At 64.7% G+C, this 19,148-nt stretch carries 18 protein-coding genes and 1 pseudogene; 9 read left to right on the forward strand and 10 right to left on the reverse strand.

Translation table 11 applies throughout. The features are described from left to right. The first annotated feature begins 260 nt into the window (after positions 1–260). From ACT6UX_RS22820 to ACT6UX_RS22835, 4 genes are all read left to right on the forward strand, one after another. Positions 261–788, forward strand: coding sequence for a hypothetical protein (locus ACT6UX_RS22820; RefSeq protein WP_444777448.1), 528 nt, complete (start codon positions 261–263; stop codon positions 786–788). Then, positions 785–1,153 (forward strand): hypothetical protein, encoded by a 369-nt coding sequence (locus ACT6UX_RS22825; protein WP_444777449.1) that lies wholly within the window; start codon positions 785–787, stop codon positions 1,151–1,153. Before ACT6UX_RS22820 ends, ACT6UX_RS22825 begins: the two co-directional genes overlap by 4 nt. 28 nt (positions 1,154–1,181) lie before the next feature. Beyond that, positions 1,182–1,700: a virion core protein, T7 gp14 family gene (locus ACT6UX_RS22830; RefSeq protein ID WP_444777450.1), complete on the forward strand. Its 519-nt coding sequence runs from the start codon at positions 1,182–1,184 to the stop codon at positions 1,698–1,700. Between the two features lie 568 nt (positions 1,701–2,268). Further along, on the forward strand, positions 2,269–2,718 hold the full coding sequence (locus ACT6UX_RS22835; RefSeq protein ID WP_444777451.1) for a DpnI domain-containing protein: 450 nt from the start codon (positions 2,269–2,271) through the stop codon (positions 2,716–2,718). 1,232 nt (positions 2,719–3,950) lie between these two features. Here ACT6UX_RS22835 and ACT6UX_RS22840 read toward each other — a convergent pair. From ACT6UX_RS22840 to ACT6UX_RS22850, 3 genes and pseudogenes are all read right to left on the reverse strand, one after another. Beyond that, entirely contained in the window at positions 3,951–5,057 is a 1,107-nt protein-coding gene (locus ACT6UX_RS22840; protein WP_444777497.1) for a recombinase family protein, read from the reverse strand. Then, positions 5,046–5,405: pseudogene (locus ACT6UX_RS22845) on the reverse strand (recombinase family protein); the annotation flags it as partial. The gene ACT6UX_RS22840 and the pseudogene ACT6UX_RS22845, both read right to left, overlap by 12 nt. Further along, positions 5,363–6,208, reverse strand: coding sequence for a magnesium chelatase domain-containing protein (locus tag ACT6UX_RS22850; RefSeq protein WP_444777452.1), 846 nt, complete (start codon positions 6,206–6,208; stop codon positions 5,363–5,365). The pseudogene ACT6UX_RS22845 and the gene ACT6UX_RS22850, both read right to left, overlap by 43 nt. Positions 6,209–6,306: 98 nt before the next feature. On the opposite strand from ACT6UX_RS22850, the gene ACT6UX_RS22855 reads away from it, so the two are divergent. Beyond that, positions 6,307–7,251: an IS1595 family transposase gene (locus ACT6UX_RS22855; protein WP_444777453.1), complete on the forward strand. Its 945-nt coding sequence runs from the start codon at positions 6,307–6,309 to the stop codon at positions 7,249–7,251. A gap of 58 nt (positions 7,252–7,309) precedes the next feature. Beyond that, positions 7,310–7,471 (forward strand): hypothetical protein, encoded by a 162-nt coding sequence (locus tag ACT6UX_RS22860; protein WP_444777454.1) that lies wholly within the window; start codon positions 7,310–7,312, stop codon positions 7,469–7,471. Positions 7,472–7,478: 7 nt separating this feature from the next. Here the strand turns inward: ACT6UX_RS22860 and ACT6UX_RS22865 are convergent, their stop codons facing one another. After that, a complete protein-coding gene (locus ACT6UX_RS22865; RefSeq protein ID WP_444777455.1) occupies positions 7,479–8,255 on the reverse strand; it encodes a hypothetical protein in 777 nt (258 codons plus the stop codon). A gap of 262 nt (positions 8,256–8,517) precedes the next feature. On the opposite strand from ACT6UX_RS22865, the gene ACT6UX_RS22870 reads away from it, so the two are divergent. From ACT6UX_RS22870 to ACT6UX_RS22880, 3 genes are read left to right on the forward strand one after another with little or no spacing between them, the layout of a single operon-like run. Next, the gene (locus ACT6UX_RS22870; RefSeq protein WP_444777456.1) at positions 8,518–9,717 is read left to right on the forward strand and encodes an acyl-CoA dehydrogenase family protein; all 1,200 of its coding nucleotides are present in this window, start codon (positions 8,518–8,520) and stop codon (positions 9,715–9,717) included. Positions 9,718–9,727: 10 nt separating this feature from the next. Next, positions 9,728–11,017 carry an aspartate aminotransferase family protein gene (locus ACT6UX_RS22875; protein ID WP_444777457.1) on the forward strand — a complete coding sequence of 430 codons (1,290 nt, stop codon included), beginning with the start codon at positions 9,728–9,730 and terminating at the stop codon, positions 11,015–11,017. 7 nt (positions 11,018–11,024) lie between these two features. Beyond that, a complete protein-coding gene (locus tag ACT6UX_RS22880) occupies positions 11,025–12,026 on the forward strand; it encodes a phosphotransferase enzyme family protein (protein WP_444777458.1) in 1,002 nt (333 codons plus the stop codon). Positions 12,027–12,132: 106 nt separating this feature from the next. On the opposite strand, the gene ACT6UX_RS22885 is transcribed toward ACT6UX_RS22880, so the two are convergent. The 6 genes from ACT6UX_RS22885 to ACT6UX_RS22910 form a co-directional block, all read right to left on the reverse strand. Further along, on the reverse strand, positions 12,133–13,140 hold the full coding sequence (locus tag ACT6UX_RS22885; protein WP_444777459.1) for an ABC transporter ATP-binding protein: 1,008 nt from the start codon (positions 13,138–13,140) through the stop codon (positions 12,133–12,135). After that, positions 13,121–14,104 (reverse strand): ABC transporter ATP-binding protein, encoded by a 984-nt coding sequence (locus ACT6UX_RS22890; RefSeq protein ID WP_444777460.1) that lies wholly within the window; start codon positions 14,102–14,104, stop codon positions 13,121–13,123. The genes ACT6UX_RS22885 and ACT6UX_RS22890 overlap by 20 nt, the downstream gene beginning before the upstream one ends. A gap of 10 nt (positions 14,105–14,114) precedes the next feature. Further along, positions 14,115–15,812 (reverse strand): ABC transporter substrate-binding protein, encoded by a 1,698-nt coding sequence (locus ACT6UX_RS22895; RefSeq protein WP_444777461.1) that lies wholly within the window; start codon positions 15,810–15,812, stop codon positions 14,115–14,117. 32 nt (positions 15,813–15,844) lie between these two features. Continuing rightward, positions 15,845–16,744, reverse strand: coding sequence for an ABC transporter permease (locus ACT6UX_RS22900; protein ID WP_444777462.1), 900 nt, complete (start codon positions 16,742–16,744; stop codon positions 15,845–15,847). Beyond that, positions 16,744–17,700, reverse strand: a complete 957-nt coding sequence (locus ACT6UX_RS22905; protein WP_444777463.1) for an ABC transporter permease — start codon at positions 17,698–17,700, stop codon at positions 16,744–16,746. Before ACT6UX_RS22905 ends, ACT6UX_RS22900 begins: the two co-directional genes overlap by 1 nt. Before the next feature lie 224 nt (positions 17,701–17,924). Continuing rightward, complete coding sequence (locus tag ACT6UX_RS22910) at positions 17,925–19,103, reverse strand: hypothetical protein (RefSeq protein WP_444777464.1); 1,179 nt, start codon at positions 19,101–19,103, stop codon at positions 17,925–17,927. Positions 19,104–19,148 lie beyond the last annotated feature (45 nt).

A 19,148-nucleotide genomic window follows, 5' to 3' on the forward strand; every position in this document is an offset into this window, starting at 1 on the left:
CCCTTCCACCCCTTCACACCTTAGGACACCGCCACATGGCCCATTCTCACTGGTGCCAGCGCCGAGCCGCCGACGGCCGGCCAGAGAGGACCCACCGCAAGCGGGTCCAGATAAACAGCGACCTCCCGTGCGACGTCGCGGGCTGTAGCCAGCGCCGGAGGCAGCTCGGTCGGTTCTGCGATCAGCACCGAAAGCGCCTCGAGATGTACGGCTGCCCCCGTGCCCAGGCCGGCCTATCGCGGGCCGACTGGAAACCCCATGTGGAGGCGGCGGCGGCATTCGTCGATCAGCAGCTCAGGGCCTGCCATCCTTCCATAGCCGCCATGGCCGCATGGTGTGAGCGCGAGGTCGCCCTGAGCAATCGGCCGCTCGGACCGCCCAGCGCCGGGAAGGATATAGACCGCGCGGCAGACTACTCGGGGCGGCTGCGCCGTGTGGTCGAGCGCGGACTGGAAGGCCGCGAACTCGCAGCCCGCTTCGTGGCTGCCTACCTCGCCGACGATCGCGGCCACGACAGCCGGCCGGCTTTCACCAGCGACGAGAACTTTCGACACCAAGCGGCGCGGCTCGTCATGCATCGCGCCTTGATTGGTCGCCTGCCCTGGCCGCGGTCCCGCAAGGGCCCGGCACCGCTCCCCACCCTCCACACCCAGTATCACGACCCCTGTGCAGGCACGCGTCGCTTCGTGTTCGACAGATTCAATCGGGCGCTGGGGATCGTGGCTCACCGTGCCGCCGATGAGATCAGGCGGCGACACCCCCGATACCACCATGAAAGCACACCATGACCGAACTAGATGCGGGCGACAGGCCCGCGACACCACTCACCGCCGAACTTCTCGCCGACGCCCTTGCGGCGCTGGCGGCCGATGCAATGGCCGGGCGGCTGTGTGCCAACATCTCTTCTCCGCCGCTAACCTCCCAAGCATTCGGGGAGCGGCGTCTCATCTACAGCGCCGTGGCTCTGGACTGGTCGACAAAGTGGCCAATGGTCCAGCTCGCGGACGAAGCAGCGCCTATAGTTGGACGACTGCAGTTCCTTGCCCGCCTCGGGCTGCGCGAGCGCGACCCCGCCCTCCTCTCCCTCGGGGACACCTACGTCCGCCGACGGGCCAGCCTAACCCCATCTCAGGATTCCATTCATGTGCGTTGATCCAGCCACCATCGGGGCCGTTGCCTCCGTGGCCGGTGCCGGCCTGAGCACCGTCGGCCAGATGGCCAAGTATCAGGACAACTCCGCCCTCTACATCCAGAACGCCGAGGCCGCGAACGTGGCGCTGGCGAACACCTACAACGCGAACCAGACGCGTGCGATCCAAGAGGGCGACAAGGCGGCCACCGAGTCCTTTGACGTCGTGCGCGGACTCGCAGAGGCGAAGGGAAAGTCCGCTGCTGCGGCCGGCGAGGCTGGGGTCGAGGGCGTGTCCTTCGCGAACATCCTGAGCGACCATGAGGCGAAGCTGGGCAGAGCCCGCGGCAACATCGACGCGAACTATCAAATGGCCGCAGGGCAAATCCAGAACGACAACGAGGCGGCCAGGAGCCGCGCAAAGGGCCAGATCAACTCCGTGGCCCAGCCGTCAGAGACCGGCCTGTACGCAGGCGTCGGCGCTGACCTCTTCAAGGCGGGCCTGAAGATCTACGATGCGTTCACGCCCGAGAAGGGTAAGACGAAGTCGGGAACAGTCGAGGGTAGGTGAACTGATACCTCGGCAGCGAAAAAGGAAGGGGCACAAGGAATAACCCTTGTGCCCCCGTCGCGATGGCTCATCGCCAAATATGGAGAGAGGGGGAGGAATTTTACCTCCCGCGGCTACCTCAGTCCGCCCGTTCCTTTTACGCCCGATCTATCAACGACGTGGCTCAGCTCCCGTCTAGGGCCTCTCGCAACCGCCAGCTTCACCAACATCACAACCGTAAGGTCGACATGAACTACAAGTGCCATATTGATCTCCATGAAGAAGTTGCTGTTGATACAGACACCACCCAAGAAGACCCCGACGACGCTGAGCCACGCCCCGATAGTCCCGTGCGCGGCCAGAACAAGCGTTACGACCGAGCTCGATAACGAAACCAATGTGTGTCTCATGCTTCGATGGGTCAAGGTCCCAACCTTGAGTTGATCCTCTTCCCACCGCGACCGTCTCCAGTGACCTCTTCGACTTCAGTGAGCAGGACGGCGCGTTGGAAGGGGCGCTTCTCTGGGCGCGACGCCGCCTAGCCTCGCTCGACGTGCTGACGTACGTTCGCGAGTCGGGGGAGGAACAGATGGCCCGCACGCTGCGACAGCAACTCGGCGATTTCGGAGAGAGCCTTGTCGTTCGACGCCGCGACTGTCCCCGGTGCAAACGCATCAAGCCTCTGAAGAGGCTCCCCATTAACTTTCGATGCGCCGATGTGATCTGTGATTTTTGCGGCTACCTCGCCCAGGTCAAGGCAGTCACGGTGAGACGGGTCGACGTTCCCCCGCCTCGCGTGTTGGGTGCAGCTTGGGGGCCACAAGAAGAGCGCATGAAAGCCGGCATCTACTTCCCGATGTTCCTCGTGCTGCGGCGTGATCGAGAGCACTCCATTTGGTATCTATCGGCCGATCTTCAGGTCGAGGAGATGTTCGAACCTCGGAAGCCACTCAGTGCCGCTGCTAGGCGAGCGAACTGGCAGGGCTTCATCTACCGCCTCGACCGTCTGAAAGGCGGGGGCCTTGTCCGTCTTGAGTGAAGCAAGGACGCGTGACCAACGCCCGGAGCCCCGGTTATCTCCCTTCACTTGGCGGCGGAGCAACGGCCGGTGTTCCCATAGGACCTAGCGTAGGCTGGTCAATAGGCCCCGAATTGCTCGCAGATGTTGACGACAGCTGTTCGACAACTGCGCCTTCCTGCGGAAGCTCTGAAGACGCGACGCTAGGAGCTGGCGGCGGTGGCGGTGGCGGTGGCGGTGATGGAGCCGCCTCTTCTCCCATCATATCGCCTGCACCAACGTCATACGCCGTTTCGGTGAGAGCGGCATAATCGGCTTGTTGAAGTCCGCTAGTGCCCTGCGACCGATGGTATCTCACGGCCATATGAGGATTGTAGATCAGCGCGTAGGTGAACTCTCCTTGGCGACCCGGCTGGATATCGATGAACCGCAGCTGCTGCAGCGTCCGCATACGAGCCTGCCAAGTTCGCTCGGCCCGCTGCCCGCCGAATCCAGCAGCAAAGGCCAAGTCTCTCGGCTTCAGGGCGACGAAGGAATTGTCCCATGTTGCGCACCAGAGCGCGAAGTAGGTGCTTGAGACAGGCGCCCCCTTCGGTGCCATGGAGTCCATGATCTTCAGCAACAGGGGCATCGTTTTGGGGACCGTCGTGAAGCCCTTATGGCTTGTTCGATGCCAGAGGTACGGAGTCACACCGGGCCAAAGTTCGTCCCGAATTTTCTGATGCTTCTTCGCGATTGCTCCGATGGTCCGTACGGAGGCGGGGGCTACCGGCATGTTTTGCTCCAAGTGGGGTAGAACCGGCCGATGGCTCTGAACCATCGGCCGGCCCGGGCGTAAGACAGGGTTGGAGGCTGTCCCAGTCTGAGGGCGGCTGCCGGTTTGGACCCGGCCGCCCCTGATTGAGACAGGGTTGGAAGCTGCCTCGATTTTCGCCAACTACCGGTTTGGACCCCAGTCGTCGTTTGGTGCGAACAACGAGAATATAGGAATAAAATTCAATGATATCAAAGACTTAAGTATGTTCTCGCCATGGATGAGAGCGCAGAGACATGTCAGCTGAGATAGTGACTATGACTCCTATGTGGTTCACTGGAATCTTGAGATGGCCGTGTTCGTTCCTGACCGGATGGCTTTTATGCTGCAAAATCAATGAGTTACAGACTTGGGAGCAGTACTCCGTGTCCTCACGTGCTCCGTATGCTCCTTAGTCCTCACCAGTGCTCCCGGGGAGTGCAGAGGGGGATGGGGCAGGCTAGGCGTCCAGCTTCGGCATGGCGAAGACGAGGTGGCTCTCGCCGCCGTGCCGCCATTGGAAAACCAGTCGGCCATTGGTGTGGTCGATGACGACCGCACGGACCATCTGCCGGAGAAGTGCGTTCACGCGGCCCCGGTCTGGCGTTGGCCGCGCTATCTCCTTCTCCAGCTCCAATACCTTAAGGTCGAGCATCGGCGCGTCTTCGTTCGCGGCGATCAGTTGGCGCTGCTCGGCCTCTAGCTTCGCCATCTCGGCCTCAATTGTGTTGAGCTGAGCACCAAGGACACCGGTCGTCCCTCTCGCGGCGATTGCGGCGGCGACGTTCGACGCTTGGTCCCGCAAGACGCCCAAACTGACCTCGATCTCGTTGAGCCGCGTATCTGTCTCCGCATTTCCGGTCGGCATCCCGCCCAGCACCGCCTCCATGTTTGTGAGAACGGCCGCCTCCACGTTCTCCATGCGGATGTTGCGGTACTTGCAGCCGGCCCCCAGCTTCGCCCTGGCGCAGGTGAGATAGGCATACCCACCAGTCGGCCCCTTGCTGACGCGAGTCATCGTGCCGCCACAGGTGGGACACTTCGCGAGCCCCGCGAGGATGTTCTGGAGGACTGCACCGCCCTTCGGTGCCCGAGCGCGGACGACAGCGGCGTTCCCCTCTCTCATCGACGCCACGCGCTTCCAGTCCGCCTCTGACACGACGGCCGGAAAGTGGTTGGGCACCTCGACTGCCGGCTTCCGGACCTTCCGCCCCTTCTCGTGCTCGACGCGGTACGCGATGAGCGTTCCCATCACCGCGGGGTTCTCAAGGAGCTTCTTCACGTAGCTGCGGTGCCACAGACTCGCTTGGAACGGCTTCACCTTCTCGCGGTTCAGCGTCTCGGCAATCGCGTGCTGACCAACGCCGGAGAGCGTGAGCTTGAAGATGCGCCGAACGATAGCCGCCCGCCGGGGCTCAATCCGCAGCTTCCCGTTGGCACCCAGGACGAGCCAACCAGGTGTCCGCTTCGTCAGCGGAGTGCCCTCAGCGACCGCGCGGTTCCGCTTGTTGTCCCACGCCGCCCGGATGCGGCGGCCCTTGGTCAACGACTCCTCATGCGCCCGCATGAACGTGAAGAGCGCCATCGTGAGGGCGAGCGGATCTTCGTCCAACGTCTTCTCAGTGTACCGCCGACCATCAGACAATGTGACGAGAGTGATGCCTGATTCAACGATCTCCTCGAGCGTCCGGAGTGCTTTCCGAGCCGCCTGCCGCGAAATGCGGTCGAGGTTCTCGACCAGCAGATACGACCCTTGGGGGACGACTCCGGCTTCGACCGCCTTGAGGAACTCCCCCAATCGGCCGATCTCCATGTTCCGACCGCGATACGCTGATACGCCCGTGTCTTGGAACGTCAGCGTCTCATCAAGGTCTAGGTCATGCCGCCGGGCGTATTCTTCGGCGGCTGCCATCTGGCGACGTGCGCTGTCGCCCTTGGCTTGCTCGGGGGTGGAGAAGCGGACGTAGGAGTATGCTTTGGTTCGACGGGCGGGCATGGATGCTCTCGATGTGATCCGCAGGTCCGGAACGGTCTTGGGTCCATCGTATCATAGTTAAGGAGGTTGTGGCCCCCGGCCGCCGCGATCTCGAGCACCCGCTTGGCGCTCTCCTGCCCCTTGATCTCCGAAAGGTCGGGATAGGTCGCGCGATCGTCGGCCATCAGCGCCTCGGGCGCCGGCAGCGTCTGCTGGCCGCGCAGATGGTTGATCAGGGACAACAGCGAAGGCGCGGCGATGATCGGCGGCCGGTCGCTGTCGGGCAGGGAGTCGAAGCCACCCCACGCGGCCTCGCCGCCGCACACCGCCGGGCAGATCACGCCGCGCCCCGCCGCTTGGGCGGCGATTGCCGCCGGCAGCACGCCGGGCACCCGGCAGAGCGAACCGTCGAGCGCCAGTTCGCCCAGCACCACGAAGCCCTCGACGCTCTCGCGCGGCAGCACACCCAGCGCCGCCAGCAGCCCCAGCGCGATCGGCAGGTCGTAGTGGCTGCCCTCCTTGGCGAGGTCGGCCGGCGACAGGTTGACCGTGATGCGCTGCGGCGGCAGGGCCAGCCCCAGCGCCCGGAAGCAGGCCCGCACCCGCTCGCGGCTCTCGCCCACCGCCTTGTCCGCCAGCCCGACCACCGCGAAGGCGATGGTGCCCGGCGCCACCAACACCTGCACGTCCACCGGCAGGACATCGATCCCCTGGAACGCCACCGTCCGAACCGTCGCCTGCATGCAATGCTCCCGTCCTGCGCCGGGAACAATTAAAGAGGGAACGTTACACTTGCCATACCCATCCGCTTAATGTAGAAGATGGGCAAGGAGCAAGGGCAATGGCTAATTCGGTTCTTTCCGCACCACATTTTCAGGATGAGGGCGCCGCTTTCGATTACGTCGAGGCGCACCTGTGGCCGCGTGGCCCGGTCTGCCCGCACTGCGGCGAGAAGGAGCGGATCGGCCGCCTGAACGGGAAGACCACGCGGCCCGGCCTGCGCAAGTGCTACGCCTGCCGCAAGCCCTTCACCGTTCGCATCGGCACCATCTTCGAGGACAGCAAGCTCGCCCTGCACCTGTGGCTGCAGGTCATCCACCTCATGTGCGCCAGCAAGAAGGGTATCAGCACCCGCCAGATACAGCGGATGCTCCAGTGCAGCATGAAGACCGCTTGGCACCTGACCCACCGCATCCGCCACGCCATGGCAGACGGCGGCATGGGGCCGCTCGGCGGCGAGGGCAAGGTCGTGGAAGCCGATGAAACCTATTTCGGCAAGCTGCCTCCCGAGAAGGCTCCGATCCGCACCAACCCGAACCGTCCGAAGTTCGGCCCGCATCATCACCGCGCAATCGTCTCCCTCGTGGAGCGTGGCGGCGAAGTGCGGTCCTTCTATGCGGAGCGCGCCAAGGTCGAAACTGTCGCCAAGCTCGTGCGCGAGAACGTGGCGAAGGAAAGCCGCCTGCATACCGACACGTCGAGCATCTACAAGAACGTCGGCAAGGAGTTCGCGGCGCACGAGAAGGTCAACCACTTCGAGAAAGAATACGCTCGCGGCGACGTGACCACGAACACTATTGAGGGCTTCTTCTCGATCTTCAAGCGCGGCATGCGCGGCGTCTATCAGCAGTGCGACGAGAAGCACCTGCACCGCTATCTCGCGGAGTTCGACTTCCGCTACAACGCGCGCCAGTCCCTTGGCGTCAACGACCAGCAGCGCACCGCTCGCGCCGTCATGGGCGCCAAGGGCAAGCGCCTCACCTATGAAACAACTCGTGGCGCGTAATCGGCGACGTCCCAGGCTGCCGCGCCTCCTGCGGCTTCTCCTAGATGACGAGGCTTGAATGGCACAGAAACCAACGGCCAAGCCGAAGGGCAAGCTAACCGACGCGGAGCGCCACGAGCGCTTCGTCGAGATGGCGCGCGAGGTCGGGGCGAGTGAGTCGTCGCGCGCGTTTGACAGGGCGTTCAAGAAAGTTGCCACGCCCAAGAAGAGACCGGGTTGACTGCGTTTTACCGAAGGGACGCCAAGTTGGTCATGAAGGCGCGAACGGCTTCGTAGACCTCCCGAGCCTCAGACTGGGTGTAAGTCTTCTTGGGGTGCATGGTGCTATTGCGCCACGCCTGCCCAACATGATGCAGGTTAGAGGCCACGCCAGACCACGCGTCTTTCTTGCGCTTCTTCGCCGCCGTGTTGTCCGGCATGGCCCGAATCTTTGGGTCCATCCGGCCAACGATCAACCCCCAGCTATCTTTTGGATGGATGGTTATGCCGAGACGCGTAGCGAGTACGCGCACCGCAACTTCCATAGCTCGCATCAGATGGAAGACGCTGGCGGTAGACTGTTCCAAGGCGAGGCAATTGCCGGCGTTTTCAAGATCTTCGCTCGCGTCCGGAAAACGCTTTGCCACATGAGGACCAAAGGGCTCTTTCTGCCCGTAGTATCCGGCCAACTCCGGGGAGACGTACTTGAACTGGTGGCTTCGCAGCTCGTTACTGAAGCGCTGCCCGATATTGCCCAGAGTGTACTCAAGACGATCAGCTAGCGCGCCGCCATGCGCGTGATGAGAGATTGCGGCGTCAATCTCCTTTGGCAGTGTGCCAAGCGGAAGCTTGCGGCATATCGCTTTTGCAAACTCCAGGTGCTGAATTGAAATCTCGTGCGCTGATTCAGCGTCGGAAATGAACAGCTCATCCGGATGATCGTCGCGCCAGCGCTGAATGTCGCGCGTGGCCGATCTAAGATATTGGCCAACCAAAAAGAACAACCATGCGTAGGTATCCAGCATGTCCCACAGGCTCCACAAGCGCGGCGGCCAGCAAAATGGGTTTCCGGAAATATCTGGCCGCTTGAAGGGCTCGGAGGTCATTTAAGCCCCCACTCGCCGCCTCTACCCATAGCACATGGGTACGCGAAGTGTATCGTTCCCTTAAAGAACGCATAGAGGTTTAGTAAAGCACGCAACGGTTGCATATTGCTCTGCGGCGTCCCCGGCCTCCAGCCAGACGCGACCCCGTGCTAGGTTCCGGCCGCAAACGCGGGAGAGTTTCGTGACGGCCAAGCACAAGATCGACGACCTCAATTTCACGCCGCCGACGGCGATCACCGACCTCGCCGCCAAGGTGAAGGACTTCGTCAAAGAGAAGATCATTCCGTTCGAGACCGACCCACGGTGGACGGCGCACGGGCCGACCGACGAGTTGCGGATCGAGATGAACGAGCTGGCGAAGGCAGCCGGCGTGTTCGCGCCGCAGGTGCCCAAGGAATATGGCGGCCAGGCGCTGAGCCAGGTCGGCCGCGCCCATGTCTTCGAGGCGGCGGGCTATTCGATCCTGGGGCCGACGGCCATCCATTGCGCCTCGCCCGACGAGGGCAACATCCACCTGCTCGACGTCGTGGCCCGGCCCGACCAGCGCGCGCATTTCCTGAAGCGCATGGCGACGGGCGAGATCCGCTCGATCTTCTGCATGACCGAGCCCGGCGGCGCCGGCTCCGACCCCAGCCTGATGACCACGACGGCGCGGCTGGAGGGCAACGAGTGGGTGATCAACGGCCGCAAGTGGCTGATCACCGGTGCCGACGGCGCGGGCTGCGCCATCATCATGGCCAAGAACGAGGGTGGCCCGATGGACGGCCACGCCACCATGTTCCTGGCCGACCTGCCCGATCCCGCGATCCGCCTCGAGCGCACGCTCGACACGATGGATTCGAGCTTCACCGGCGGCCATGGCGTGATCGAGATCAAGAACCTGCGCCTGCCGGCCGACGCCGTGCTGGGCGAGATCGGCAAGGGCTTCCGCTACGCCCAGGTCCGGCTGGCCCCGGCCCGCCTCAGCCACTGCATGCGCTGGCTGGGCGCGGCGGTGCGCGCGCAGGACATCGCCACGGAGTATGCGCGCCATCGTGTCGCCTTCGGCAAGACGCTGGGCGAGCATCAGGGCGTGTCGTTCATGCTGGCCGACAATCTGATGGACATGAACCAGGCTCGGCTGTCGATCTGGCACACCGCCTGGCTGCTCGACCAGGGCGAGCGCGCCTCGAACGAAAGCTCGATGTCCAAGGTGATCTGCTCGGAAGCCTATTTCCGCGTCGCCGACCGCTGCATGCAGATCCTGGGCGGCCTCGGCATCACCCGCGACACTGTGGTCGAGCGCTTCTTCCGCGACTCCCGCGCCTTCCGCATCTACGATGGCCCGTCCGAGGTCCATCGCTGGGCGCTGGGCGCACGCATCGTTTCGGGGAAGATGTAGGACGGAGATCATGAACGCGACGACTGAATCACTGGCAGCCCGTCGCGACCGCGCTTTCGGCGCCGGCGCCCCGCTCTTCTACAACACGCCCCTGCACATCGTGCGGGGCCAGGGGGTCGAACTGTTCGACCCCGAGGGCCGGCGCTACGTCGACATGTACAACAACGTGCCCTGCGTCGGTCACGCCAATCCCCACGTCGCCGAGGCGATGGCGCGCCAGCAGTCGACCCTCAACGTCCACAGCCGCTACCTGCATGAAGGCATCGTGGCCTTCGCCGAGCGGCTGGCGGCGCTGCACGGGCCCGAGATCGAGAGCGTGATCTTCTCCTGCTCCGGCACCGAGGCCAACGAGGTGGCGCTGCGCATGGCGCGCATGGCCACCGGCAAGGCCGGCATCGTCTGCACCAACGCGACCTATCACGGCAACAGCGAGGCGGTCGGCAAGATGACGCGCATCGGCCCCGGCCAGAACACCGCCGGCGACGTGCGCGCGATCCCCTTCCCCGAGATGCTGCGGCCGCTGGTGCCCGGCGCCGCTGAGGACGAATTGTGCGAGGCCTATCTCGACCGGCTGCGCCAGGTCATTCGCACCTTCGAGGAAGACGGAACGGGCTTCGCGGGCCTGATCGTCTGCTCGATCTTCGCCAACGAGGGCCTGCCCGACGTGCCGCGCGGTTTCATGGCGCGCGCCACCGAGATCGTGCACGAGGCGGGCGGCCTGGTGATCGCCGACGAGGTCCAGGCCGGCTACTGCCGCAGCGGCGTCTGGTGGGGCTACGACGTGCTGGGCTTCAAGCCCGACATCGTGGTCACCGGCAAGCCGATGGGCAACGGCCTGCCGCTGGCCGCCACCGCCGCGAGCCGCACGCTGGTCGAGACCTTCCGGGCGGCGACGCGCTACTTCAACACCTTCGCGTCGAGCCCGCTGCAGGCCGCGGTCGGCATGGCGGTGATCGACGTCATCGAGCGCGACAAGCTCGCCGAGAACGTCGCCACCGTGGGCGCGTTCCTGAAGTCGGCGCTGGCAGAACGCAAGGGCCGCTTCGGATCGATCGCCGACGTGCGCGGCCACGGGCTGTTCATCGGTGTCGAGATCGCCGGGACCGATGCCGCGCGCGAGCCGGACATGGACAAGGCCGTCGACATCATCAATCGCCTCAAGGATCGCGGCTTCCTCACGAGCAATGCCGGCGCCTACAGGAACGTCGTGAAGATCCGGCCGCCGCTGGTCTTCCAGAAGAGCCATGCCGAAGAATTCCTCACCGCCTTCGACGCCACGATGGCGGAAGTCGACGGCTGAGCCTTCGATGGACGACGAGACCGTCGAGCGGACCTACGGGCCGGCCGCCCGGGCCGCGCTGGAGGCCTTCCCGATCGATGGCAGGGACCTCACCCTGGTGTCGCTCTCCGAGAACGTCACGTTCCGGGTGACCGACGGCCGGGACGGGCGGGCCTACGTCTTTCGCCTCCATCGGCCGGGCTATCACACGCTCGACGAGCTGGTCTCCGAGCGGGCCTGGATCCGGGCGCTGGCCGAGGCCGGCATCGATGTCCCCGAGGCCGTTCTCACGCGCGACGGCCAGGACTATGTCCCGGTGACGATCCAGGCGACCGGCGAGCAGCGCTTCGCCGGTCTGGCGAGCTGGACCGAGGGCCGCCTGCTCTCCGATGTGCTGGCCGAAACCTCAGACCAGAGGCGCATCGAGGACTCCTTCGAGCAGCTTGGCGCCATCACGGCGGCGATGCACAACCAGGCCAGCGCTTGGCAGCCGCCGTCCAGCTTCAGGCGCCATTCCCTCGACAGCGACGGGCTGATGGGAATGACGCCGCACTGGGGCGAGTTCTGGGAGCATCGCTCGCTCTCAGCCGGCGAACGCAGCCTTCTCCTCGACGTTCGGCAGCGCCTCCACGACATGCTGCGCGGCCTCAGCCAGAGCCCGTCCGTCTACGGTATGATCCACGCCGACATGCATCCGGGAAATATCGTCGTCGACGGCGACCGGCTGACGGTCATCGATTTCGACGACGCGGGCTATGGCTGGCACCAGTACGATATCGCCACCGCGCTCACGCACTGGCAGACCAAGCCCAATGCCGCCGAGATCGAAAGTGCTTTTCTGGCCGGCTACCGCGCCACCCGCCCCGTCCCCGACGAAGCCTTGAGCCTGATCCCGGATTTCCGGCTGATCCGTTGGATGGCCACGATCGGCTGGTTCCACCAGCGCCCCGAACTCAACCGCCCGCCGGCAATCTTCGAGGAGAGGAAGGCCTGGGTGCTCGACCAATGCGCGGCGCTGCAGCGCTCCTAGAATCCTTGCTGGGAGCGCGCCACTCCAGTGGCGCTCTTGAATCGCCGCAACATGGTCGGCGTCAGATCCTGAATAAGATTATGAGCGCCACTGGAGTGGCGCGCTCCTATGAGTGCAGGTGACACGCCACCGCGCGGCCGTCGTCCATCTCTTTCAGCGGCGGGTCGACCGCCTTGCAGACATCCATCGCCTTGGGACAACGCGTGTGGAAGCGGCAGCCGGGCGGCGGGCGCATGGCGCTGGGGATCTCGCCAGCGATGATATCGGCGCCACGGGCCGCTTCCAGCTCGGGATCGGCGATCGGCACGGCGGCCAGCAGCGCCTGCGTATAGGGATGCAGCGGATCCTTGTAGAGCTGCACCCTCGTCGCGATCTCGGCGACGCGGCCGAGATACATCACCGCGATGCGGTCGCTGATGTGGCGCACGACGCTGAGATCGTGGGCGATGAAGATGTAGGTGAGGCCGAGCCGCTCCTGCAGCTCCATGAACAGGTTCACCACCTGGGCCTGGATCGACACGTCGAGCGCCGACACCGGCTCGTCGCAGATCAAAAGCGTGGGTTCCAAGGCCAGCGCGCGGGCGATGCCGATGCGCTGGCGCTGGCCACCGGAGAATTCGTGCGGATAGCGCTCCGCCATGTCGGGCAGCAGGCCGACCATGCGCAGAAGATCGGCGACGCGGGCGCGATACTTGTCCTGGTCCGACGCCATGCCATGGACGACCAGCGGCTCGCCCACGATGTCGGCCACCTTCATGCGCGGGTTCAGCGAGCCGTAGGGATCCTGATAGACCATCTGCATGCGCCGCCGGATCGGGCGCATGCGCTTGCGGTCGTAGCGCGTGATGTCCTCGCCCTCGAATTCGATCCTGCCCTCGGTCACGTCGAGCATGCGCAGGATGGCGAGACCGGTCGTGGACTTGCCGCAGCCCGACTCGCCCACCAGGCCCAGCGTCTCGCCGCGCGCCACGCTGAAGCTCACGCCATCGACGGCCTTCACCGTGCCGACCTGCTTGCGCAGGATCGCGCCCGCCGTGATCGGGAAGTGGATCTTCAGGCCTTCGACCCTCAGGACCGTATCGGGGCGGACGGGATCAGGCGGCGAGGCGGTCATGGAAGAAGCACGCTGAGAAATGATGGGGGGCGCTCTCGACCAGCGGCGGCCGCTCGCTGCGGCAGCGGTCGGTCGCATCCTTGCAGCGCGGGGCGAAGGCGCAGCCCGGCGGCAGGGTGGCGAGATCGGGCGGCTGGCCCTCGATCGGGACCAGCGGCCGGTCGGTGTCGCCGTCGAGGCGCGGCACCGAGGCCATGAGGCCGCGTGTATAGGGATGGCGCGGCGTCTTGTAGAGCAGGCGGGCCGGCGCCGTCTCGACGATGCGGCCGCCATACATCACCACGACCCGATCGGCATAGCGTGCCACGACGCCGAGATCGTGGGTGATCAGGATCATCGCCGAGTTGGCTTCGCGCGTCAGTTCCTTGAGCAGCGCCAGGATCTGCGCCTGCACCGTGACGTCGAGCGCCGTCGTCGGCTCGTCGGCAATGATGAGCTGCGGCTGGCAGGCCAGCGCCATGGCGATCATGACCCTCTGGCGCATGCCGCCGGAATACTGGTGCGGGTAGGAGGAGAGCCGGCTGCGCCCGTCCGGAATGCGCACCTTGCCCAAAAGCTCGGCGGCCTTGTCGAGCGCCTTCGCCCACACCGTCTTGCGGTGCAGGTTGATCGGCTCGCCGACCTGCATGCCAACGGTGAGTGCCGGATTGAGCGAGCTCATCGGCTCCTGGAAGATCATGGCGATGCGATCGCCGCGGATCGCGCGGATGCCGGCATCGTCGAGCTTGAGAAGATCACGGCCCTCGAAGAGGATTTCGCCCTCCTCGATCTTGCCGGGTGGATCGGGGATCAGGCGCAGGATCGAGAGCGCGGTCACGCTCTTGCCCGAACCCGATTCCCCCACGATCGCCAGCGTCTCGCCGGCGGCGACGTCGAACGACACGCCGTCGACCGCCCGCACCGTCCCGCGTTCGGTGCGGAAGCGCGTCGACAGGTTGCGGACACTGAGAAGCGGAGCGCTCATGGGCTGAGAATCACTTGCCCATCTTCTTCTTGAGGTCCTGGTCCACCCACATGCGAGCGTAGATCGGGCCGGGACGCACCGCGCCGGCGCGCAGCTCGCCGTTGTAACCCTTCACCCACGGCCACCACGCCGTATAGATGTAGGGCGTCGGCAGCCAGATGTACGGGGTCTTCTCCAGGATCTCGCGCGTGAGCGCCTTGATCATGACCTGGCGCTTGGCCTCGTCCCGTTCGAGATACATGTCGGCCACCTTCTTGTCGAAGGCCGGGTCGGAATACTGCGACGGGTTCCACACTTCCTTGGTGACGAAGCTCTTGCGGATCGTCGTCGTCGGGTTGGTGTGGCCGTTGTTCATGAAGTAGCCTGGCGCGTTGGTCTTGGTCGTCATCGCCGAGAGGAAGGCCGCATATTCCATCGGCTGGATCTCGAGCTTGACGCCGACCGCCTCGAGATAGGCCGAGACCAGCGGCAGCAGGTCCATGTGGTCGGGATTGCAGGAGCAGACCTGGACCTTGAAGCTGAAGCCCTTCGGAAAGCCCGCCTCGGCCAGCAGCTTCTTCGCCTTGTCGGGATTGTACGTGTACAGCTCCCTCACAGACTCCGGCATCGCCTCCAGCGGTTCGAAGTAACCGAGATAGTCGGGATGCTGCGGATAGGCGAAGAGCTCGGCATTGCCGCCGTAATAAGCCTTCACGATCTCCTGCTTGTTGACCGCCATGTTGAGCGCGCGACGCACGCGGATGTCGTCGAACGGCTTGGTATCGACCCGCATCGCCAGGAACTGGCCGCTCATGCTCAGCCAGCGCGACCATTTGAGCTGCGGCGTCGTCTTCTTCAGGTCGTCGGCGGCGCTCCAGCGGATGTTCTCCAGCAGGTCGAGCTTGGCCGTGCGTAGCGCCGTCAGGTAGGTCGCCTCGTCCTTGATCGTGCGATAGACGACCTTGTCGAGGAACGGCAGCTTGTACTCGACGCCGTCGATCTTCTCCTTGTCCCAGTAGATCGGGTTCTTGGAGTAGGTGTTGGAGCTGCCCTGGACGAAGTCGCTCAGCGTGAACGGGCCGGTGCCGTTCACGTTCTTCCAGTTGGTCGCGCCGGCATCGGCGACTTCCTTGGGCGTGATGGTCGAGTAGTAGCCCCAGCCGAAGCGATAATCCCATTCGGCGTTGAAGTACTTGAAGGTGAAGACGACCGTGTACTTGCCGGTCGCCTCGACCTTCTCGACATGGTCGAAGTAGCCCGCGATCTTCTTGGGGCTGTTGACGAGGCGATTGAAGGCGAAGACCACGTCCTCGGCGGTCAGTTCACGCTCCTTCATGACGCCCGGCTTCTCCGGGAACATCACGCCCTTGCGCAGGTCGATCGTGAGCTTCAGGGGATTGTCGCTCCACACCCACTTCTCGGCCAGCTCGCCGCGGATCGCGTCGGAGGGCAGCCAGGCATCGGCATAGAAGGGATACTTGCCGCCATTGCGCTTGCTCTGGGAGAGGTCGGCGGCAAAGAGCTGTTCGTAGAACTGGCCGGTATCGTGGTTCAGCTTCCAGTTCCAATCGGCGGGATCGAAGGATAAGGCCGACAGCGTCACATAGACGGTGCCGACTTCCAGCGTGCCGCCATATTGCGGCTTCTCCTGTTGCGCGTGCGCCGTTCCGGCGAGTGCCAGTCCCAGCGCACCGGATAGGAGCCCCCTGGCCCACTTCTTCATCGTCATCGTTTCCTCCGCGTTTCTTTTCGTTGGTTTCGTCAGCGTGAACCCCGCATGCGCGGATCCAGAAGATCGCGCAGGGCGTCGCCGAACATGTTGGTGGCATAGACCACGATGGTCAGACAGAGGCCCGGCGCGAGCGCGAGCCACGGCCCCTGCAGCATGAAGGTGCGACCGCTGCCCGACAGCAGGCCGCCCCAGGTCGGCGCCGGCGGCGGCACGCCGAGGCCGAGGAACGACAGGCCAGATTCGGCCAGGATCACGGTGCCCACGCGCGTCGTGAACAGCACGATAACCGGCGCCATGACGTTGGGCAGGATGTGCCGCCACAGGATGCGGAAGGTCGAGGCGCCAGTCGATTGCGCGGCATGGACGTACATGTTCTCCCGCACCGAGACGACGGCGCCGCGAATGATGCGCGAGCCCGCGATGCCGAGAAGCAGCCCGAGCGTCACGATGATCTGCGGCATGCCGGGGCCGACCACCGACACGACCACGATCAGGATGATGAGGTCGGGAAAGCTCATCCAGGCGTCGACGAAACGCTGCAGCACGAGGTCGAACTTGCCGCCGAGATAGCCCGAGACGATGCCGAGGAAGACCGAGATGACCGTGGCGATGCCGGCGGCGCAGAAGCCGATGATGACCGAGAGCTGGGCGCCGTAGAGGCAGCGCGAGAGCATGTCGCGACCGAGATTATCGGTGCCGAAGGGAAACGCCCAGGACGGCGGCTTCAGCCGGTTGAGCGGCGCGATCTGGTTCATGCCGTAGGGTGCCAGCGCGTCGGCGAAGATCCCGCAGAACAGGAACAGCATGAACACGACCGCACCGGCGGCGCCGAGCGGCTTCTCGCGGAAGAGGCGGCCGATGAAGTGCAATACCGGGCCGCGCTTGCGGCGCGGCGGGATGGCGACGGTGGTTTCCGCGACGGAGGCCATCAGCGGTACCTCACCTTGGGATCGAGCAGGCCGTAGCTCAGGTCGACGATCAGATTGATGACCATCACCGCGACGCCGACGATCAGGAACACGCCCGTGATGACGGGATAGTCGCGCTGGCTCACCGCGTCGAGCAGCAGCAGCCCCATGCCGGGAATGACGAAGATCTGCTCCATGATCACCGCGCCGCCGATCAGCAGCGGCGCCTGCAGGCCGATCAGAGTCACCACGGGGATCAAGGCGTTGCGCAGCGCATGGCGCGCCACAACCAGCCTTTCGCCGAGACCCTTGGCCCAGGCGGTGCGGATGAAGTCCTGACGCAGGACCTCGAGCATCATGGTGCGCGTCAGACGCATGGTGATGGCCGACAGCGCGCAGCCCAGGATGATCGACGGGATGATCATCTGGCTGAGGTTGCCCCAGGGATCCTTCGAGAAGGGCACGAACTGGATGGGCGGCGACCAGCCCCACCAGATCGACGGGAAGACCATCACCATGGTGCCCAGCCAGAAGCTCGGCACCGCCAGCATCAGGATCGAAAAGGAACGCGCCACATAGTCGCCCGGCGTATCCTGCCGTATTGCCGAATAGACGCCGATGGGAATGGCGACCGAGAGACCCACGATCAGCGCCATCAGACCGAGTTCGAAGGTGACGGGCAGGCGCTGCAGGAGCTGCTCGCTCACCGGCGTGTTCTGCCAGAGCGAGCGGCCGAAATCGCCGTGGAAGAGGATGGCCCCGACCCAGCGTCCGTACTGCAGCCACATCGGCTGGTCGAGGCCGAGCGCCTGCTCGAGCTGCTCACGGCCCATCTTCGAGGCCCCGATGTCGTTCTGGCTCAGCATCAGATCGATAACGTCGCCAGGGATCATGCGCACGGTCACGAAGACGATGAGGCTGGCAAAGAAGAGCGTCGGGATGAGCGCCAGAACGCGGCGCACGATGTAAGCCTGCATCAAGCCTTCCCGTCAGACGCGCCGGGAAACTCGGCCGAAACTGTCGGAATGGCCCGATCAGGCACGCGCACGGGTGTGAAAGGTCTCACCCTGTTGATCCTCCCGCAAAGACGCTTCCTCGGCAGCCCGTTCGTGCGGGCCTTCCTATTGCCGACAGGCTGCCGGGATTGCAGGTGAACTGTCAATTGAAACGGGCGATGCGATGCGGCCCGCTCAGGATGCCGCTAGGGTCCTTGCGATCCCTGTAGAACTTTCTTCACGGCGGCGGCGATGAGGTCCGTGGTGAGGACGGAGGGATGACCGTCATGCGGGATGGCCAGCGTCTTGGGGTCCCTGCCGAAGGTCGTGGCAGACTCGCCCACCATCGGCGCGCCGAGCTTGCGCAGGCGTACGAGCGTGTCGACGAGCAAGGGCTGCGCCACTTTCGAATCGCCGTAGCGATGCCGGGTCTGCTCGTCGGGCCAGGAATAGACGATGACGAGGGGCGCGCCGAACTTCTCGCGTGCCTCCGCCTGCAGCTTCGCCATCATCGCGAGAAACAGCTCGATCTGCACCTCCTGGCGTTGCCGCTGGCCGATCGCGTCGATGAAGGCGAAATGCTGGCCGAGCAGGTAGTGCAGGCCGGCAACGGGATCGCGCCAGCGATGCTCGTTGAAGGTGCCGGTGTAGCGCAGCTTGCCGTTCTCCAGCACGTAGCGCGGCGAGGAACCGAGCCAGGAGCCATCCCCCGTCACCCGCTGCAGATGCGCCGGGATGATCCAGGTCACCACCGCCTTCACCTTGCGGTCGGTGTAGCGGTCGAGGAGTCCGGCTTCGAAGGCCCGGACGAGATGGTTGGGTCCGTAGCCCGGCACGCCGAGATTCACGCTCCGCGCGGCCGGCGCATTCTGCTTCGTGAACTGCGACGGCATCGTCTCGTCGTCGCTCAACCCCTGCCCGAAGATGAAAGAATCGCCGATGAACAGGTAGGTGTCGGTCGCATCCGGGGCTGGCGGCGTCACCCGCGCCGCGGCGGAGTCGAAATGATAGGTCTGGCGATAGACCAGTTCGGAGCCCCACGTGGCGGTGGCGATGGCTTCGCTGTCGGGCTTGGGCCGGAACCCCAGGATCGGGTCGGGCGGCGGCCACCATTGCGGAATTGTGCGGGTCACGACCCCCATGTTCATGGCTTTCGGCGAGAGCAGGCCGGCGAAAAGGTCGAGCGCCACCAGGCTGAGCGCCAGCGCGGTCGCCAGGAGCGCGCCGCTGCGCCAGCGATTGCCGCGCAACGTGACGACGCCCACGATGCCGAGCAGGGCAGCGGCGACGCAAGCCCACAGGGCCGACTGCAGGGCGAGCCCGATCGCCAGGATCACGAGCAGAAAGGCGCCTACCAGCCAGAAATTGCGAAACCTGCCGGCCATTGACCTGAAAGCCTTCTCCCCGGATAGGCTGGGTGTAGGCGTTCG

The sequence above is a fragment of the Reyranella sp. genome, from assembly GCF_052439685.1.
Classification (GTDB): Bacteria; Pseudomonadota; Alphaproteobacteria; order Reyranellales; family Reyranellaceae; genus Reyranella.

Coding starts and splice junctions, on each gene's coding strand:
- ACT6UX_RS22825 (WP_444777449.1), top strand. CDS start 785: ATGACCGAACTAGATGCGGGCGACAGGCCCGCGACACCACTCACCGCC.
- ACT6UX_RS22835 (WP_444777451.1), top strand. CDS start 2,269: ATGGCCCGCACGCTGCGACAGCAACTCGGCGATTTCGGAGAGAGCCTT.
- ACT6UX_RS22840 (WP_444777497.1), bottom strand. CDS start 5,057: ATGCGGGCGCATGAGGAGTCGTTGACCAAGGGCCGCCGCATCCGGGCG.
- ACT6UX_RS22850 (WP_444777452.1), bottom strand. CDS start 6,208: ATGCAGGCGACGGTTCGGACGGTGGCGTTCCAGGGGATCGATGTCCTG.
- ACT6UX_RS22855 (WP_444777453.1), top strand. CDS start 6,307: ATGGCTAATTCGGTTCTTTCCGCACCACATTTTCAGGATGAGGGCGCC.
- ACT6UX_RS22860 (WP_444777454.1), top strand. CDS start 7,310: ATGGCACAGAAACCAACGGCCAAGCCGAAGGGCAAGCTAACCGACGCG.
- ACT6UX_RS22865 (WP_444777455.1), bottom strand. CDS start 8,255: ATGCTGGATACCTACGCATGGTTGTTCTTTTTGGTTGGCCAATATCTT.
- ACT6UX_RS22875 (WP_444777457.1), top strand. CDS start 9,728: ATGAACGCGACGACTGAATCACTGGCAGCCCGTCGCGACCGCGCTTTC.
- ACT6UX_RS22880 (WP_444777458.1), top strand. CDS start 11,025: ATGGACGACGAGACCGTCGAGCGGACCTACGGGCCGGCCGCCCGGGCC.
- ACT6UX_RS22885 (WP_444777459.1), bottom strand. CDS start 13,140: ATGACCGCCTCGCCGCCTGATCCCGTCCGCCCCGATACGGTCCTGAGG.
- ACT6UX_RS22890 (WP_444777460.1), bottom strand. CDS start 14,104: ATGAGCGCTCCGCTTCTCAGTGTCCGCAACCTGTCGACGCGCTTCCGC.
- ACT6UX_RS22895 (WP_444777461.1), bottom strand. CDS start 15,812: ATGACGATGAAGAAGTGGGCCAGGGGGCTCCTATCCGGTGCGCTGGGA.
- ACT6UX_RS22900 (WP_444777462.1), bottom strand. CDS start 16,744: ATGGCCTCCGTCGCGGAAACCACCGTCGCCATCCCGCCGCGCCGCAAG.
- ACT6UX_RS22905 (WP_444777463.1), bottom strand. CDS start 17,700: ATGCAGGCTTACATCGTGCGCCGCGTTCTGGCGCTCATCCCGACGCTC.
- ACT6UX_RS22910 (WP_444777464.1), bottom strand. CDS start 19,103: ATGGCCGGCAGGTTTCGCAATTTCTGGCTGGTAGGCGCCTTTCTGCTC.